This is a genomic window from Paenibacillus cookii (assembly GCF_018333375.1).
Lineage (GTDB): Bacteria > Bacillota > Bacilli > Paenibacillales > Paenibacillaceae > Paenibacillus_AQ > Paenibacillus_AQ cookii.
The window spans coordinates 252,985-269,027 of record NZ_BORW01000001.1; the positions used below are offsets into that span (position 1 = coordinate 252,985).

Sequence of the window (16,043 nt, forward strand, 5' to 3'; positions counted from 1 at the left end):
CTCCTTAAGTTTTGCTTGTTTTACTGCTCCTAAGCATAGCTTAAGGCATGGCGGAATTGTATAAACTTTATGCCGAAATATTTGTACTTTTCGCCACGAAACGTCTGCGTTTCGAGCGCCGGCCGCCCCATACGCTGCCAGCGCCCATCAGGAAGGTCGGGATGCCTGCGGCCACGATCGAGATGGACCATTCGCGGAACCCGAGCGGAACCGTTTTGAAAATCGGCTGCAGCGCTTCGATGTACATGACGCCGAGCATCAGGACGACCGAAGAGAGCACCGCCAGCACCAAATACTTGTTTTGCAGCGGATTCCGGTGGAAAATGGACCGCGAGCTTCTGCAGTCGAATACATGGATGAGCTGCGCCAAAACGAGCGTCGCGAACGCAACGGACTGCGCCTTGGCGATTTGTCCGGCATTGCCCGGGTCGACCCGCAGCGTCAGCCAGAAGGCGCCCAGCGTGCAAAATCCGATCAAAAAGCCGCGGCTGATGATTTTCCAGCCGAGCCGCCGCGCGAAGATGTTTTCTCTCGCGCCGCGCGGTTTATGCTCCATCAAATCCTTCTCCGGCTGATCGACGCCAAGCGCCATCGCCGGCAAGCCGTCGGTCACCAGATTGACCCACAAAATCTGGATCGGGAGCAGCGGGAGCGGCAGCGCCAGCATCATCGCGAAAAACATCGTCAAAATTTCGCCGACGTTCGATGCCAGCAGGTAGCGGATAAATTTGCGTATATTTTCGTAAATGCTCCGCCCTTCCTCGATGGCCGCCACGATGGTGGAGAAGTTGTCGTCGCTCAGCACGAGCGCCGAAGCTTCCTTCGTCACGTCCGTTCCCGTAATGCCCATGGCGATGCCGATGTCGGCGGCTTTGATCGCCGGGGCGTCGTTGACGCCGTCGCCCGTCATGGCCACGACATGGCCTTTGCGCTGCAGCGACTTGACGATCCGCAGCTTATGCTCCGGCGAGACGCGGGAATAGACGTAAATGTTGTCCACTTTCGCATCCAGCTCCGCGTCGTCCATCCGGTTCAGATCCTGTCCGGACATGGCCAGCCCGCCGCGGGGCATGATGCCGAGCTGATGCGCGATCGCTTCGGCCGTCGTGCCGTGGTCCCCGGTAATCATGACCGTTTTGATGCCGGCGCGGCGGCAGGTGTTGATCGCGTCGCGCACCTCGCGCCGCGGCGGGTCGGTCATGCCGGCCAAACCAACGAACACGAGCTGGGTTTCGGCTTCCTTTTCGCTGCTTAACGCATCATGCGCCCGGACTTCGCGGTAAGCGGCTCCAAGCACCCGCAGCGCGTTCGAAGCCATCTGTTCGTTGGCCGCCAGCACTTTTTGCTTCAAGGTCGCGGTGAACGGCACCACGTTGCCCTCCCATAATATGTAAGCGCACTGGTTCAGGAGGACGTCCGGAGCCCCTTTCGTGCACAGCAGCCGGCCGCCCTGGTGGCTGACCACGACGGACATCAGCTTGCGCTCGGAATCGAAAGGGAATTCCTGGTCGCGCTTGTACAAACCGGACAAAGATTCCGGGGTCATGCCCATTTTGGAGGACAACGTGATGAGCGCGCCCTCGGTCGGATCCCCTTTCAGCCCCCAAACGGGGCCGGCAGGCTCCTCTTTTCCTTTCCGTTTGCCTTTCGGCTCCGTTTGCTGCACCTCGTAAATTTCCGCGTTATTGCATAACGCGCCGATTTGCAGCAGCCGGCGCAAGGCTTGATCGTTGCGGACGTCGATGTTTTTTCCCTTTTCGAGAATCTGGCCGGTAGGCGCATAGCCGTCTCCCGTCACTTCCAGATCCCGGCCGCCGACCCAAAGCCGCGTGACGGTCATTTTGTTTTGGGTCAAAGTGCCTGTCTTATCCGAACAAATGACGGACGCGCAGCCCAGCGTCTCCACGGAAGGGAGCTTGCGGACGATGGCCTTTCGTTTGATCATGCGCTGCACGCCGAGAGCCAAAGCGACGGTCACGATGGCCGGCAGCCCCTCCGGTATGGCGGCGACGGCAAGGCTGACGCCGGCGAGGAACATGCCTACGGCAGGCTGTCCATGCAAAATGCCCGCCACGACGACCATCACGGTCAAGCCCAAGGCCAGCATAATCAGCAGTTTGCCGAGCTGCTCGAGCCGGTGCTGCAGCGGCGTTTGCTGAGTGTCGGTATTTTGGATCAGGTCCGCGATTTTGCCCATTTCCGTATCCATGCCGGTCCGGATGACGATCCCTTTCGCCGTGCCGCGGGTCATCATCGTGCCCATGAATCCGAGGTTTTTCTGGTCGCCCAGGGGCACCTCCGGTTCCGATATGACCTGGCTGTGCTTGCCGACCGGAACCGATTCGCCCGTCAGCGCCGACTCCTCGACGTAGCAGCTGCTCGTTTCAAGCCACCGCACGTCCGCGGGAACCCGGTCGCCGCTCTCCAGCAGGATGACGTCGCCCGGCACAAGCATTTTCGCAGGGATCGAGACGACCCTGCCTTCCCTGAGCACTTTGGCGGACGGGGCCGACAGCTGCTTCAGCGCGCGCAGGGAACGCTCGGCCCGGAATTCCTGGACGAATCCCAGCACCCCGTTCAGCAAAATGATGGCAATAATCGTAACGGCATCCAGATATTCGCCCAACAGGCCGGACACGAGCGTGGCCCCCATCAGCACCAGTACCATAAAATCCTTGAACTGGTTCAAAAACAGCGCGAATAAAGAGATCTTTTTGCCCTCGGACAGCTCGTTGCTCCCGTGCTGCTTCCTTCTCTCGTCAGCCTGTTCTTCCGTCAGGCCGCTCTGCGGCTGGACGCCCAGAACCTGCTGCAGATCTTCGGCATTCATCTGATGCCATGCTTTTTGTTCCATGCTTCCCTTTCCCTCCCGCTCTTTGTGCTGCCGCCGGCAAGTGGCCGACAGCTTTTCCACCTGTTCTAACGTAAATGTATTCGGACAGGGCCTGAAATATCACAGAAGCGGCCTCTTAAGTTTTTGGGCAAACTATGGCATCATAGAGAGGACGGGTTTTGAAACGAGGATTTTGCGGCAATCCGTCGATCGGCCGTACCGAATCACGCAAAATCCGGATCAATCGACCGCAATCAAGCCAACGACTTACATAAATGATAGATGGGAGAATATAAAACATGTCATTGGACGGAATCGTAACAAGGGCGATCGTGCATGAGCTGGAAAAATGCCGGGGAGCCCGCATCAGCAAAATATACCAGCCCGGAGACCACGATCTTCTGCTGCACCTGCGCACGCGCGAGGGCAACGCCAAGCTGCTGCTGTCGGCGAATCCGACGTACCCGCGGGTGCACTTCACGGAGCGGAGCTTCATGAATCCGCAGGAAGCGCCGATGTTCTGCATGCTCATGCGCAAACATTGCGAGGGCGGGATCATCGAAGACATCAGCCAGGTCGGCATGGAGCGGATCATCCATTTGACGGTCCGCCAGCGCGACGAGCTCGGGGACGTATCCACCAAAAAAATCGTCGTCGAGCTGATGGGACGCCACAGCAACATCATTTTGACCGACCATTCGAGCGAAACCATCCTCGACGGCATTCATCACGTCACGCCCAGCATCAGCAGCTACCGAATCGTCATGCCGGGGTTTGCCTACACCGAACCGCCGCAGCAACATAAGCTCGACCCGCTGGCAGCGGACCGCAAAGAATTTTTCGTCAAATGCTCCGGCGCCCAGGACCCCGTTGCCTGGATCGTCGATACGTTCAGCGGGGTGAGTCCTCTGGTCGCCCAGGAAATCGCGCACCGCGCCGGGACAGGGGCCGTATTTGACCCTCAAGCGGGCGAGGACGAAACGTATGAGCGGTGCGCCGCCTTATGGGATGCTTTCACCTCCGTGATGGAACCTGTCCGTAAACACGAATACAAGCCGGTCTCCGGAGCGAACGCCAAAGGCAAAATGGTGTTTTCCGCCGTCAACCTGACGCTGCTGGCGGACGAGATCAAACATTACGACTCGATCAGCGCCTGCATGGAGGATTATTTCGGGGAAAAAGCCGAACGGGACACGGTCAAGCAAAAGGTGAGCGACCTGCTTCGTTTCCTGCAAAACGAACGCTCCAAAAACATCAAAAAACTCGACTACCTGCACAAGGATCTGGCCGAGGCGGACGATGCCGACCGGTACCGGATTTATGGAGAGCTGCTGTTCGCTTCGCTGCATACGATCCAAAAAGGCGACAAAACGGCCGAACTCGTCAATTTTTACGATGAGGAGCAAAAGACGGTCTCCATCCCGCTCGATCCGCTGCTGACGCCGTCGGACAACGCCCAGCGGTATTTCAAAAAATACAACAAATACAAAAACAGCCTCGTCGTCATTCAAGAGCAGCTGGAGAAAACGAAGGAAGAAATCCGCTACATGGACGAGCTGCTGCAGCAGCTGTCCTACGCGTCCATGAGCGACATCGACGAAATCCGCGAGGAGCTGATCCAGCAGGGCTACCTCCGCGACCGCAGCAAAAAGACGAAGAAAAAGAAAAAAAACGACCGTCCGACGCTGCATGTGTTCACCTCGTCCGAAGGCGTCGAAATTTACGTCGGCAAAAACAACCTGCAAAACGAATATTTGACCAACAAGCTGGCCGCCTCGGGGGATACCTGGCTGCATACGAAGGACATTCCCGGTTCCCATGTCGTGATCCGCAGCAGCGAATTCGGTGACCGGACGCTCGAGGAGGCGGCCATGCTTGCGGCTTATTACAGCCAGGCGAAAGAATCCAGCAGCGTTCCCGTCGATTACACCCTGATCCGTCACGTCCACAAGCCAAACGGGGCCAAACCCGGATTCGTCATCTACGACCATCAAAAAACGCTGGTCATCACGCCGGATGAGGAACGGATCAAAAGTCTCGCCAACGCGCTAAAATAATCACGAATGCCGGAACCCGTTAAAAAAGCTGCCGCTCCTGCTTTCCCAAGCAGAAACGCGCAGCTTTTTTCCGTGATGAGCCTCTATTAACGTAACCCGAAACCTGCGGACGCTTGCCGGAGCTGTTCAAGCACCTTTGCCGAAACCGTCCGGTTGCCGATCTCGCCGTGGAACACGACGCCCTGCCTTGCCCCATGGAAATCGGAGCCGGCCGTCACGATCAGCCCGTATTGATCCGCCATGGCCTGATAGCGTTTCTCGTCCTCGGGCCCGTGATCCGAATGAAAGACCTCGATGCCCGCAGGCCGGGCCTGTTCCAATATTTCCCTGACCAGCCCATCGTCGCCGTAAATTCCCGGGTGGGCAAGCACCGGGGTTCCTCCGGCTTCGCGGATCCAAGAACACGCTTCATCGGGCGAAATCCGCGGAACCGAAACGTACGCAGGGGCATTTTCCCCTAAATATTTGTCAAAAGCATCCCGCATATCGCGGGCATATCCCTTGCCGACCAGCACGTCCGCTATATGCGGGCGGGCAACGGTCTCATCGGGACCCAGTTCCCTCCCGAGCCCGGCGATGACCTCTTCCATCGTAATGTCCACGCCCAGCTCACGCAGCTTCGCGATCATTTTCGCGTTGCGTTCGTCCCGCGTATTCCGCAGGTCGGCCAGCCGCTGCAGAAAAAGTTCATTTCCGCAATCGACGTAATACCCGAGCACATGAATGTCTTTTCCGCTTGCGCGGGTGCTGATTTCGACGCCGGGGACGACGGTGACGCCGCTGCGGACGCCTTCTTCCATCGCCTCCTTCACGCCCGCGACCGTATCGTGATCGGTGATGGCGATCGCCGCAAGCCCCTTATCCCGGGCAAGCCGGACGTTTTCCGCGGGGCTCTGCATGCCGTCCGACGCCAGCGTGTGCGTATGCAGGTCGCATGTTCCCGTTGCAACAGTCATTGAGCATTCCTCCACATCGTTTTGTCTTGTATTTATTGTAAAGGATTCGGGCAGCTGCCGCCAAATCAACCGCAAACGGATCTTGCGCGACGGGAAACTTCCTTAATATAAGCAAGGATTCGCGAGCCGAACCGTAAAAAAGGCATGCGTCCGAAAAAGTCGGACCCATGCCTGCCATACAGCCGTTATGTAAATAATCTATCTGCGTTTTCGGGTGTTTTTGATGAGCGTCATTCTTCGGGAATGGCGCAGCCAGGAATAATAGGACTTCAAATCTCTTAATTCGATCGTTTCGGACATCCGTCCCAAAAACGTAACCACGATCATTTTATGCAAAGGATTGCCGCTGATGTCAAATTCGCCTTCGAGTTCGGTAAATTCCGCAACGACGACCAAATCCTCGTCAATCAGATAGACGTCCTGTTCATTCCGGTAATAGGGGAGCATCCGGCTTTGTTTCAGGCATTCCCACATCCATGCCGCAATGTCGTCCGTTTGGTGATCCCCGCGCTCGATGCGGTCGTTATATCTCGTTTTTGCATGATTGGTTATGACGATGTCAGCAACCTTTTTATCGCCCAGGACAACGTAGAATGGTTCATAGGTGCTCCACCTTTCCATTCCTCTGTCGCGCATGGAACATCACTCTCCACCACATAGGACTTTCAGTCTAGATATATTTACCTATTATATTACATCACAACATCTGGTTGCACAAGTAAAAAAGTCTTAAAATTAATAGAATTCCAGATGGCTCTCCGACTAAATATCGGCAGCTTGCAACAAGGCATGCCTCGAAGGCCGCAAACCGCTCCCATCCCGTTCGAAACGTTCGAACGCCCGGGACCTCCCCGTAGAAGCTGCTTTCCGAAGCGCGGAATAAAAAAAAAGCAGCCGTTAGGCTGCTAGCCGTTAGGCTGCTTTTGCGAAAAAACGTCTTATGTTCGATGGGAAACCGGGGTCATCCCCGCTGAAAGAACGGGCCCCTTTCGATATTATAGGCCATAAAATCTCGTTTTGTCGGGAACGTCTTTCGTATATTCCGTTTTGATCTCGTTGCGGTAGGAGCGCTCAATCTTTCGCACATAGGAAAGCCTGCGAATGTTTTTGGCCGTTTCTTCGGCCCGATCCGCGTTGACGTACATCACCACATAATGCATGCGCCTCGAAATATAATGAACGGTTCCATACTTTTCAAGATTTCTGGCCGCCTTGACATCCGTCACCCATATAATATAACCTGTCCGTTCTGCAAACATCTTTTCCCACCTCGCTTATGTTCCCTGTCTACAGCTTAACCGCCGCAGCCGCATTTGCCCCCGCCGCCGCAGCCGCGTTTCGGAAGCGGATCGTTGCTTGGCACCTTAATCGTGTCCGATACGGAAAACGCAATCATTTCGGACATCTGGTGAAGCAGATCGTCGAGCTCCTTTTCCGCTTGCTTAAAGCGTACGACTTCCTCAAACTGATCCAGCTGTTCCTCGACGGCCTTCACCTCATCCTTCGCGCTGTGGTAGTTCGGATGGAAGTGTCCGAAACGCTGGGTTTCCTCGAAGAGCTCTTTCTTCTTCGCAAGCAGGCGGACCAGCTCCTGGATTTCAGGATTGCTGTCAACGCGCTGCTTCCAATATAAATAATCAGACACCTCGACGGACTGATTGATCATATCGCCTAATTCATAGGCGTTCATCAGTACGGCAGCCATGTCCATTGTCTGCACTTCTGATACGCTCATGAAAATTCATCCCAATTCCTTAAAAGTTCCACTTGTCGTCAAGTGGACTCTTCTATCATATCATAACCCGTCTTCCTTAAGAAGAGGGATTTCGGCACTACGTCGTCTCCCCGTCGAGCTGGGGAACGATCAGTCGCAGCTCTCCCAGGTCTTCGGCCGCAAGCTCGCGCCGCTCGAACGTCCCGGTTTCCAAATCGTGCAGAACGCCCTCCGCCCTCCAGGGAGCCGAATATACCGCCGTCGGAGCGAATTCCGCACGCTTTCCCCCCAGATTCAGCAAAACCCTAGTTTGCCAGCTTTGAGCCTGCTCGACGATGCTTTGCGCGGTGGAGCTGTGGTAGCTCCGGAAATCTTGAAGCCATCTTGCCGGAAGCCGCTCATATCCCGGAAACAAGGAAACCGGCTCGGGAATGTCGTGATCCGGATCGAAAAATCGGACGTTGCGGCCGGAATAGACGATGCCTTGTGCCTCGTAATAACGACCCGGCATCAACCGCTCCCGGGCTTCCGGCTTCGGTTCATCGCCGATCAGCGGATACGCGGGGGGCTTACCGTCGCCGTTGCCGACCCTTTTAAGCGGAGCCAGCCCCATGCCTTCCAACATGCTGCGTATTTTGCCCGTTTCGGAGGTTGTGACCATAAAGTGTTTAGGCCCGATCCGCGTCAGCTCGCCTTCGAGCCGGGGATGCGCGGCGATGCGGTCGGCTTCCTCCTCGGTCAGGCAGGTCAGCAGAAGCGCCTCGTCGAACCGGGTCCGGCCGATTTCCTTGCCCCACTGCTCCACCGCTGCCGCGACATGCGCCGGAATTTCGGCGGCGGAGCCTTGGGCCAGCATGCTTAATATTTGAGGCGCCCCGAACCCCTTTTCTGCCGCTTTGGCCGTACCCGCCCGCGTCAGTTTGTACACGGACACCCGGTCGCATTGCACCAATTCGGTACAGGCCAGCAGCTTCCAGCGCAGATAAAACGGGACGCCTGGAGGGCATATGACGTCAAAATCCGGCTGGACGTAAAAACGCGCGTCGTCCTCCCCGTTTTCTCCGCCGTCCTCAAACAGCAAACGCCGGGAATCGACGGTCCACCGGAATGCGCAATCTCCGTTATCCGCCTCCGCCACGTCTCCCCAGCCGAATCCGGCAAGGGCGCAAAGCCAAGCTTCCGCTTGGCCGGCTGCATCCGCCGCATTCAGCATCCCTTCGCCTTCCATCCACCGCAGCAGCGCCGGAACGTCGATCCATTCCCGTTCGGGTCCCGCAAGGAGGCAAATGAAATACCGGAACAGCTGCATGCCGGCATCGTTTGGCCCGTACCGCTCGATCGCGGTTCGAAGCAGAATGCGGTTCATTTCATGCTCCGACAAGCTGAGCCATTCGCCAAGGCGTTGCTCATCAAGCCGGAATGCTCCGTCCCTATCCGTTATGAATCCCATGCATAACAGCAGGTCAAGCACGACGGCAATGGCCGGTTCGTACGCATCTTGATGCGCATACTGCAGGGAGAGCCGCCTTACGTGTTCATGGCTTAAAAAAAGCGGCTCCTGCAGCTTCTGCAAGCTTTTTTTGTGCACCGTCCCTTTGGCTGTCAGCGGAAGCCCCTGGTCCGCGACGTAGGCCAGCGCATGCAGCAGGTCCAGCGCGAGGCCGGGGCCCGCTTCCCGCCGGATGTTAAGCCCTGATGCGGCGGCGCCTGCACATGGCGGGGCATACAAGGCCGGCAGCAGCCGGATCAGCTTTTCCGCCGGAATGTAATACAGCCGTTCGCCCCAAGCTTTTTTGACGGCGTGGACCCATCCGCGTTTCCGGAGGCGGAGAAACGACAGCTTCAGCTCCGCCCCGCTGCGGGCCATGCCGCCGATTTCCTCCCATGCCGGCTCGCCGAACGGCTGACCCGCAAAACGGCCGGCCAGCCCCTTTAACAGCTCGGCCTCGCATTCGGCGAGCTGGCTGGGCCATTCATTCCATTCGGACGAATCGTTGATGCTCATGTTCCCGAACGCACCTCCCTTGCGGAATGGACCGCATATTCATACCCCTGCTCGACGAGGAACATTTGGCGTTTGACGGCAAACTCCTCTTCCTTGCTGTTTTCGGTCACGAGCGTATAGAAATACGCCCGGTTGTCCCCGGCTTTCGGACGCAAAATCCGTCCTAGCCGCTGCGCCTCCTCCTGCCTTGATCCGAAGCTCCCCGACACTTCGATCGCGACCGATGCGTCCGGAAGGTCTACGGCGAAATTCGCAACCTTGGACACGACGAGCACGGGCGTGTCCCCCTTCCGGAACGAAGCAAACAAGGCCGTCCGCTGGCGCTGCGGCGTCCTGCCGCTGATAAGCGGCGCGCCGATCGCGGCGGCGAGCGCTTGCAGCTGGTCCAGATATTGCCCGATCACCAAAACGCCCCCTTGCGGATGCCTCTTCAGCAGATCGGCGACGATGGCCGTTTTGCCGGGGTTCTCCGCGGCAAGCCTGAATTTCTCTTTGCCTTCGGCGTAAGCATGCTTTTCCCGAAGCGCGGCATCCATCGGAACGCGGATTTCGCTGCATTCGACCCGGGCGATCCAACCTTTGGCCTCGAGTTCTTTCCACGGCATTTCGTACCGTTTGGGACCGATGAGCGAAAAGACGTCCTGTTCGCATCCGTCCTCCCTGACCAACGTCGCCGTCAGCCCCAGCCTGCGCGTGGCTTGGATCTCCGCCGTCGCACGGAACACCGGGGCCGGCAGCAAATGGACTTCATCGTATATGATGAGCCCCCAGTTCCGCTCGTTAAACAGCTTCATATGCTCGAATTCGCCTTCCTTGGAACGCCTGTGGGTCAAAATTTGGTACGTGGCGACGGTAACCGGCTTCACTTCCTTCCGTTCGCCGGTATATTGGCCCACTTGATCCGGCTTCAGCGTCGTCTTTTCGGTTAATTCGCGAATCCACTGTTCGACGGAAGTGGTGTTCGACGTCAGGATGAGGCATTCGCACTGCTGTCTTTCAAGCGCGGCGATGCCGATGATGGTCTTGCCCGCCCCGCAGGGAAGGACCAATACGCCGCTGCCGCCGCTGCCCGTTACGCCTTCGAACGCCTCAACGGCTTCCGTCTGATAGCTCCGAAGGGCAAACGGCTTTCCTTCGCCGCCATTTTGCCACTGAAGCCGCAGCGCCTGGCCTTCGTGATACCCCGCCAAATCCAGCACGGGGAACCCATAGCGCATCAGCTCCTGTTTCAGGCGGCCCCTCGCGGCAGCCGAAATTCGGGCTTGGACTGGCGAGATGCGGTCGAGCATAAGTTCCGACAATGCCGGGGACGCGATCGCTTCGTCCAGAAGCCGGCTGTCGGCAGCCGTCAGGCACAGCGCGTCCCCTTCGCCGTCCGCTTCCCTTTCCAGCATCAATTTGCCGTACCTTGAGACGAGCCCGCGGATTTCCTGCAGCAGTCCCGCCGGCAGCCCCCACCGCGCAATTGACTCCAGGTCGGCGGCAATATCCTCGGCGGTGCAGCCCAAAGCGGCCGCGTTCCATAAGGATAGCGGCGTAATTCTGTAGGTATGGAAAGCGGAGGGGCTTTTCACAAGCTCCGCAAACCGGGCAAGCTTCTCCCGAGCCGCCTCGAATCCGGGATGGGCGCATTCCAGCAGCACCGTCCGGTCGCGCTGGACGATGCAGGCTTTAAGATCGTTCATCTTCGGCTCCTTTCCATATGGAAAAAGTCCACCTCCTAACGCAGGAAGTGAACTTCGTTTTTCGGATACCTTTATGTTTTCCCATTGATCCCCAGGCTATTCTTGCATTGCGGTGCCCTCAAGCCGGAACCCGCCTCCGCTTATTCCCAGCCCTGATAGGACTGCGTCATCGATACAAGCAGCTTGGCCGCGGCGAGCATCGCCGATTCGTCGAAATCGAACCGGGGATGATGATGCGGATAAACCGCCTGAAGGCTTTCGTTGCCCGCTCCCACGAACATGAAGCACCCCGGGACCCGCTCCAGGTAATACGAAAAATCCTCGGCAGGCATGATTTTGGCGCACTCGCTGACTTGCCCTTCTCCGAACACGCCCGGCGCCACGCGGAAGAAACGGCCGGTTTCCTCCTCGTCATTCACGAGGGGCGGGTATCCCATAAGATATTCGATGTTTGCCTTGGCGCCGTAGGTTTCGGCCGTCAAACGGGCGATATCCTCAATCCGCTTGCGGATAAGCAGGCGCGTCTCTTCGTCGAAGGTGCGGACCGTTCCCGTAATGCGGCAGGATTCCGCAATGACGTTCTGCGCGCTGCCGCCCTGGATGGTGCCGATCGTCACGACCGCCGGCTTGAGCGGATCGACCGTCCGGCTGACGATGCTTTGCAGCTGCATGACGACCGCCGCCCCCGCCACGACGCTGTCGACCGTCACGTGCGGCATGCCTCCGTGCCCGCCCTTGCCCGTGATGTCGATAAAAAATTCGTCCGCCGCCGCCATGAGCGGTCCCGGCGCGCTTGCCGCCGTCCCGGCCGCAAACGGCGTCCACAAATGGACCCCGTAAATCACGTCGACCCCATCGAGAACGCCGGCATCGATCATGCCGCGGGCGCCTCCCGGACAAACCTCTTCCGCCGGCTGGAAAATAAAGCGGATCTCCCCTTCAACGTCCGCTTGCCGCCGGCTGAAATAAGCAGCGACGCCAAGCAGGGTCGACGTGTGGCCGTCATGGCCGCATGCGTGCATCACGCCGGCTACCCCCGAAGCATATTCGCATGTTTTTTCGTCCTGGATCGGCAGTGCGTCCATGTCGGCCCGGAGCGCCACCGTTTTGCCGGGCTTGCCGCCTTTCAAAACGCCGACGACGCCGTAGCCGCCGCCCACCTCGGTCGATACGGCCAGCCCGAGCTCCCGCAGCTTGCCGGCCACGAACTGCGACGTTTTCCGTTCATGGTACGAAAGCTCGGGGTTTCGGTGCAGAAAGCGCCTCCATTCCACCATTTGCGGCTGCAGCGCGTCCAGTATTGCCTCTTCTTTCATGTACACACGTCCTCTCGCCAAAAAGAATGTCTACCGCATTGTTTTCCGCTCTCCGGCCACAATGCCTTTTTTCCATTGTAGCAGAAACCGGCCGGACGGGGTATGTCCCGCGCGCCGACAAAGCTTGCACAAGCGCTTGAAACATAATATCATGAGTAAAGAACTTTACAGGCAATTAAAGGGAGGATTTTGTAGGATGATTTTTGAAAATACGGGACTTGTCGGTCTGAAAAGCGACCTGGCATTTTTGGACGAAGTAGCTGAAAAAACGGGATTCGTGCGCTGGCAGTGGGAATACACCCGGGCTACATACGATTATAAAATCGAGGATAAAGACACGAACTCGGAATATTTCCTGCGCATGAACACGCGCGCCGTCGAAGGAAAGCTGGAAAAGCCGCACGCCGTGCTCGAAATCGAAGCCGTTTACATGGGAAAAGCGACGTTCCCCCACGGGCTGGAATACGAGACGCCGATTCCTTCCAAAATTCTTAACGTCGCCAACCAAAAAATCCAGCAATTCAAAGCTGCGCTGGAAGCTTAGGGCAGGCCCTTTATGACTCAAGAGAAACCCCAACTGAGGAAAAGAGGGGCGCCGGATTTTCAGCTGCTAATCCTTACTTTTCTGTTGGTCGGTTTTGGGCTGGTGATGGTGTTTAGTGCCAGTTCAAGCCTCACCATTTCCAGCGAGAAATTCAATCATGACCCGCTTTATTTCACGAAAAAACAGTTCATTTGGGCCCTCCTGGGCACCGTTGTCATGTTTGTGGCGATGAACATCCACTACACCAAATATAAAAAGCTGTTCGTGCCGATGTTTTTCTTCACCGTCATATTGCTGGTGCTCGTGCCCTTTACGAGCGGCATCAATGGCGCCCGCAGCTGGCTGCAGATCGCCGGACTCGGGATCCAGCCGACGGAGCTCGCCAAAATTACGATCATCCTGTATCTTTCCGCTTTGATCGTCAAAAAGGGAGAGCGCTTCAGGGATTTGCGGACGGGTTATATTCCCGTCATGGTCATCGTCGGCTTCGTGGCCGGGCTTATCATGATGCAGCCGGATCTGGGCTCCACCCTGATCCTCGTGGCGACAAGCGCGCTCATCATTTATGCGGGAGGCGCCAGCCTGAAACATATGCTCGGATCGTTCCTCCTGGTCGTTCTGGGAGCGAGCCTCGTGCTCGGCGCCAATTCCCTGATCAAATCGATCACGCATAGCGATGCGCCGCAGACGCAGTCGAGCAATTACAAGATGGGACGGATCATGGCTTGGATCGATCCCTACCAGGATCCCGAAGATACGGGTTATAACCTGATTCAGTCTTTGACCGCGATCGGGAACGGCCAAGTGACCGGCACCGGCTTCGGCAAAAGCATCCAAAAGCTGAATTACATCAAAAATCCGTACAACGACTTTATTTTTCCGGTCATGGCGGAGGAATTCGGCTTTATCGGGACAAGCCTGTTCCTGCTGGTCTACGTCTATTTTCTATGGCGGGGCATCATCATCGCGCTCAGGTGTCCCGATCCTTTCGGAACGCTCGTGGGCATCGGCGTCATGGGGCTGTTCGCCATCCAAGCCTTCGTCAACATCGGCGGGGTGTCGCAGACCATCCCTTTGACCGGGGTTACCCTTCCGTTCATCAGTTACGGAGGCAGCTCCCTGCTGATCATGATGTTTGCCATGGGAATCATGCTGAGCATTTCGCGATCGGTGAACCAGCCTGCCAAACAGGAAGTCGTCAAGTCCGTGCAAATCAAAAGAGACTACCGGAGATCCGTGTAGTCTCTTTTTTTCGGTTCGATCCAGGGTGATGCCATCCTGCGGCTCTGTTTGGCCGTTTTATTTCGCGCGTGTCGAAACGTCCTCGATTTCATCGTCCTTGAAGGCGACGCCTTCGACCTTGACGTTTACTTCCACGACCCGCAGTCCCGTCATGCTCTCCACCGCCGTGCGGACATTTTGCTGCAGCATGCGGCATACCTCGTGGATCGGGGTTTCATACAAAACGATGATCCGCAAATCGATCGCGGCTTCGAGCTGCCCGACCTCCACGGTAACGCCTTTCTGCACGTTTTTGCCGCTCAGGCGCTTGGCCCAGCCTTCCGACAATCCGCCCGACATGGCGGCAATGCCAGGGGTTTCGAGCGCAGCCAATCCGGCAATTTTCGATACGACATCATCTGCGATCCGGATCGTTCCGGACTCCAATTGAAGTTGTTCAGTCATTCCCCTTCCTCCTTCGCCTCATTATCAATTATTGTAAATCCTACGGGAATCAAAAGCAAATATCGGACCGCCGATTTGTTTACAACTTAGCATGTTTTGGGTATATTGAGAAAGAATGTTCATCCTACATATCTCGAGGTGTCGAAAATTGAAAAAATGGTTGAGCCCTTTTCTGCTGATTGCATTCTTCGTCCTGAGCGGGGTCGCCCACTACGGGGGCTGGGATTCGACGATTCAGTTCGTTCTCGCAGCCATCTCCGTCATCTTTGTGGCAGGCTTCCTGGGGAAAGCGACGGAAAGCGTCGCCCACTATGCCGGCCAGCGCTTGGGCGGTTTTCTGAATGCAACATTCGGTAACGCAGCCGAGCTGATCATCGCCATCTTTCTCGTCAAAGAAGGGCTGTTCGATATGGTGAAGGCGAGCTTGACCGGTTCCATCATCGGCAACCTGCTGCTGGTGCTTGGATTAAGCATTTTTGCAGGCGGCTTGAAATTCAAGATCCAGAGTTTCAACGTTTCGCTGGCCGGCATGAACGGATCGCTGATGATCGTGGCGGTTATCTCTTTGTTCGTTCCGGCCGTGTTCCTGAACACGCATGCCATCACGACCAGCGATTCCAAGATGCTGAGCCTGATCGTAGCAGGGATTCTGATCGTGGCGTACATTTTCTGGCTTATTTTTTCCATGATCACGCATAAGGATTACCTCGCCGACGTGACGGAAAACGAGGAGCTGCCGCATGAGCATGGGCCCGAGTGGTCCAAGGGCAGATCGATCCTTTACCTGATTATCGCCACCGTCATGGTCGCGTTTGTCAGCGAATGGCTTGTCGGGACGCTGGAGACGTTTACGAGCAAATTCGGCCTGAGCGAGCTGTTTGTCGGTGCCTTCCTTGTCGCGATCATCGGGAACGCTGCCGAACACAGCGCGGCGATTATGCTGGCTATGAAAAACAAAATCGGCGCGGCCGTCGAAATCGCCGTGGGCAGCAGCCTGCAGATCGCCCTGTTTGTAGCGCCCGTGCTCGTGTTTGCCAGCTTTTTCTTCGGCAACACCATGAACCTCGTATTTTCGGTCATTGAACTGCTGGCCATCGGGGTCTCGGTATTTATCGCCAAATCGATCATCCAGGACGGCAAAACCAACTGGTACGAAGGTTTGCTGCTGCTGGTCGTTTATGTCATTCTCGGCGTTTCCTTTTTTATGGTGTAACGTGCCGGCGCACAAAAAAAGCATGGACTCCGTT

The 16,043-nt window shown here is 56.8% G+C and carries 13 protein-coding genes; 4 read left to right on the forward strand and 9 right to left on the reverse strand.

All coding sequences use genetic code 11. From position 1 onward, the window contains the following. Window positions 1-67: 67 nt before the first annotated feature. Window positions 68-2,854, reverse strand: coding sequence for a calcium-translocating P-type ATPase, SERCA-type (locus KI367_RS01340; protein WP_212947058.1), 2,787 nt, complete (start codon window positions 2,852-2,854; stop codon window positions 68-70). 278 nt (window positions 2,855-3,132) lie between these two features. On the opposite strand from KI367_RS01340, the gene KI367_RS01345 reads away from it, so the two are divergent. After that, window positions 3,133-4,890, forward strand: a complete 1,758-nt coding sequence (locus KI367_RS01345) for an Rqc2 family fibronectin-binding protein (protein WP_212947061.1) — start codon at window positions 3,133-3,135, stop codon at window positions 4,888-4,890. Between the two features lie 86 nt (window positions 4,891-4,976). On the opposite strand, the gene KI367_RS01350 is transcribed toward KI367_RS01345, so the two are convergent. The 7 genes from KI367_RS01350 to KI367_RS01380 form a co-directional block, all read right to left on the reverse strand. Further along, window positions 4,977-5,846 carry a PHP domain-containing protein gene (locus KI367_RS01350; RefSeq protein WP_036707675.1) on the reverse strand — a complete coding sequence of 290 codons (870 nt, stop codon included), beginning with the start codon at window positions 5,844-5,846 and terminating at the stop codon, window positions 4,977-4,979. A gap of 198 nt (window positions 5,847-6,044) precedes the next feature. Continuing rightward, complete coding sequence (locus KI367_RS01355) at window positions 6,045-6,482, reverse strand: hypothetical protein (RefSeq protein WP_036707673.1); 438 nt, start codon at window positions 6,480-6,482, stop codon at window positions 6,045-6,047. A gap of 359 nt (window positions 6,483-6,841) precedes the next feature. Continuing rightward, entirely contained in the window at window positions 6,842-7,105 is a 264-nt protein-coding gene (locus tag KI367_RS01360) for a YlbG family protein (protein WP_036707670.1), read from the reverse strand. A 35-nt stretch (window positions 7,106-7,140) separates the two neighbouring features. Next, window positions 7,141-7,581, reverse strand: a complete 441-nt coding sequence (locus KI367_RS01365) for a YlbF/YmcA family competence regulator (RefSeq protein WP_036707668.1) — start codon at window positions 7,579-7,581, stop codon at window positions 7,141-7,143. Window positions 7,582-7,678: 97 nt separating this feature from the next. Next, window positions 7,679-9,565 carry a helicase-associated domain-containing protein gene (locus tag KI367_RS01370; RefSeq protein ID WP_212947063.1) on the reverse strand — a complete coding sequence of 629 codons (1,887 nt, stop codon included), beginning with the start codon at window positions 9,563-9,565 and terminating at the stop codon, window positions 7,679-7,681. After that, window positions 9,562-11,250, reverse strand: coding sequence for a DNA repair helicase XPB (locus KI367_RS01375; protein ID WP_212947065.1), 1,689 nt, complete (start codon window positions 11,248-11,250; stop codon window positions 9,562-9,564). Before KI367_RS01375 ends, KI367_RS01370 begins: the two co-directional genes overlap by 4 nt. Window positions 11,251-11,390: 140 nt before the next feature. Further along, complete coding sequence (locus KI367_RS01380) at window positions 11,391-12,566, reverse strand: M20 family metallopeptidase (RefSeq protein WP_212947067.1); 1,176 nt, start codon at window positions 12,564-12,566, stop codon at window positions 11,391-11,393. Between the two features lie 196 nt (window positions 12,567-12,762). Between KI367_RS01380 and KI367_RS01385 the strand changes: the two genes are divergently transcribed. Continuing rightward, window positions 12,763-13,110 (forward strand): YugN family protein, encoded by a 348-nt coding sequence (locus KI367_RS01385; RefSeq protein WP_036707659.1) that lies wholly within the window; start codon window positions 12,763-12,765, stop codon window positions 13,108-13,110. A 12-nt stretch (window positions 13,111-13,122) separates the two neighbouring features. Beyond that, window positions 13,123-14,352 carry a putative lipid II flippase FtsW gene (gene ftsW, locus KI367_RS01390; protein ID WP_212947069.1) on the forward strand — a complete coding sequence of 410 codons (1,230 nt, stop codon included), beginning with the start codon at window positions 13,123-13,125 and terminating at the stop codon, window positions 14,350-14,352. A 57-nt stretch (window positions 14,353-14,409) separates the two neighbouring features. On the opposite strand, the gene KI367_RS01395 is transcribed toward ftsW, so the two are convergent. Beyond that, complete coding sequence (locus tag KI367_RS01395; protein WP_212947071.1) at window positions 14,410-14,796, reverse strand: Asp23/Gls24 family envelope stress response protein; 387 nt, start codon at window positions 14,794-14,796, stop codon at window positions 14,410-14,412. 148 nt (window positions 14,797-14,944) lie between these two features. Between KI367_RS01395 and cax the strand changes: the two genes are divergently transcribed. Then, a complete protein-coding gene (gene cax, locus KI367_RS01400; RefSeq protein ID WP_212947073.1) occupies window positions 14,945-16,009 on the forward strand; it encodes a calcium/proton exchanger in 1,065 nt (354 codons plus the stop codon). Window positions 16,010-16,043 lie beyond the last annotated feature (34 nt).

Excerpts from the sequence above, each read along its gene's own strand:
- KI367_RS01340 (WP_212947058.1), bottom strand. The coding sequence starts at position 2,854 with ATGGAACAAAAAGCATGGCATCAGATGAATGCCGAAGATCTGCAGCAG.
- KI367_RS01345 (WP_212947061.1), top strand. The coding sequence starts at position 3,133 with ATGTCATTGGACGGAATCGTAACAAGGGCGATCGTGCATGAGCTGGAA.
- KI367_RS01350 (WP_036707675.1), bottom strand. The coding sequence starts at position 5,846 with ATGACTGTTGCAACGGGAACATGCGACCTGCATACGCACACGCTGGCG.
- KI367_RS01355 (WP_036707673.1), bottom strand. The coding sequence starts at position 6,482 with ATGCGCGACAGAGGAATGGAAAGGTGGAGCACCTATGAACCATTCTAC.
- KI367_RS01360 (WP_036707670.1), bottom strand. The coding sequence starts at position 7,105 with ATGTTTGCAGAACGGACAGGTTATATTATATGGGTGACGGATGTCAAG.
- KI367_RS01365 (WP_036707668.1), bottom strand. The coding sequence starts at position 7,581 with ATGAGCGTATCAGAAGTGCAGACAATGGACATGGCTGCCGTACTGATG.
- KI367_RS01370 (WP_212947063.1), bottom strand. The coding sequence starts at position 9,565 with ATGAGCATCAACGATTCGTCCGAATGGAATGAATGGCCCAGCCAGCTC.
- KI367_RS01375 (WP_212947065.1), bottom strand. The coding sequence starts at position 11,250 with ATGAACGATCTTAAAGCCTGCATCGTCCAGCGCGACCGGACGGTGCTG.
- KI367_RS01380 (WP_212947067.1), bottom strand. The coding sequence starts at position 12,566 with ATGAAAGAAGAGGCAATACTGGACGCGCTGCAGCCGCAAATGGTGGAA.
- KI367_RS01385 (WP_036707659.1), top strand. The coding sequence starts at position 12,763 with ATGATTTTTGAAAATACGGGACTTGTCGGTCTGAAAAGCGACCTGGCA.
- ftsW (WP_212947069.1), top strand. The coding sequence starts at position 13,123 with ATGACTCAAGAGAAACCCCAACTGAGGAAAAGAGGGGCGCCGGATTTT.
- KI367_RS01395 (WP_212947071.1), bottom strand. The coding sequence starts at position 14,796 with ATGACTGAACAACTTCAATTGGAGTCCGGAACGATCCGGATCGCAGAT.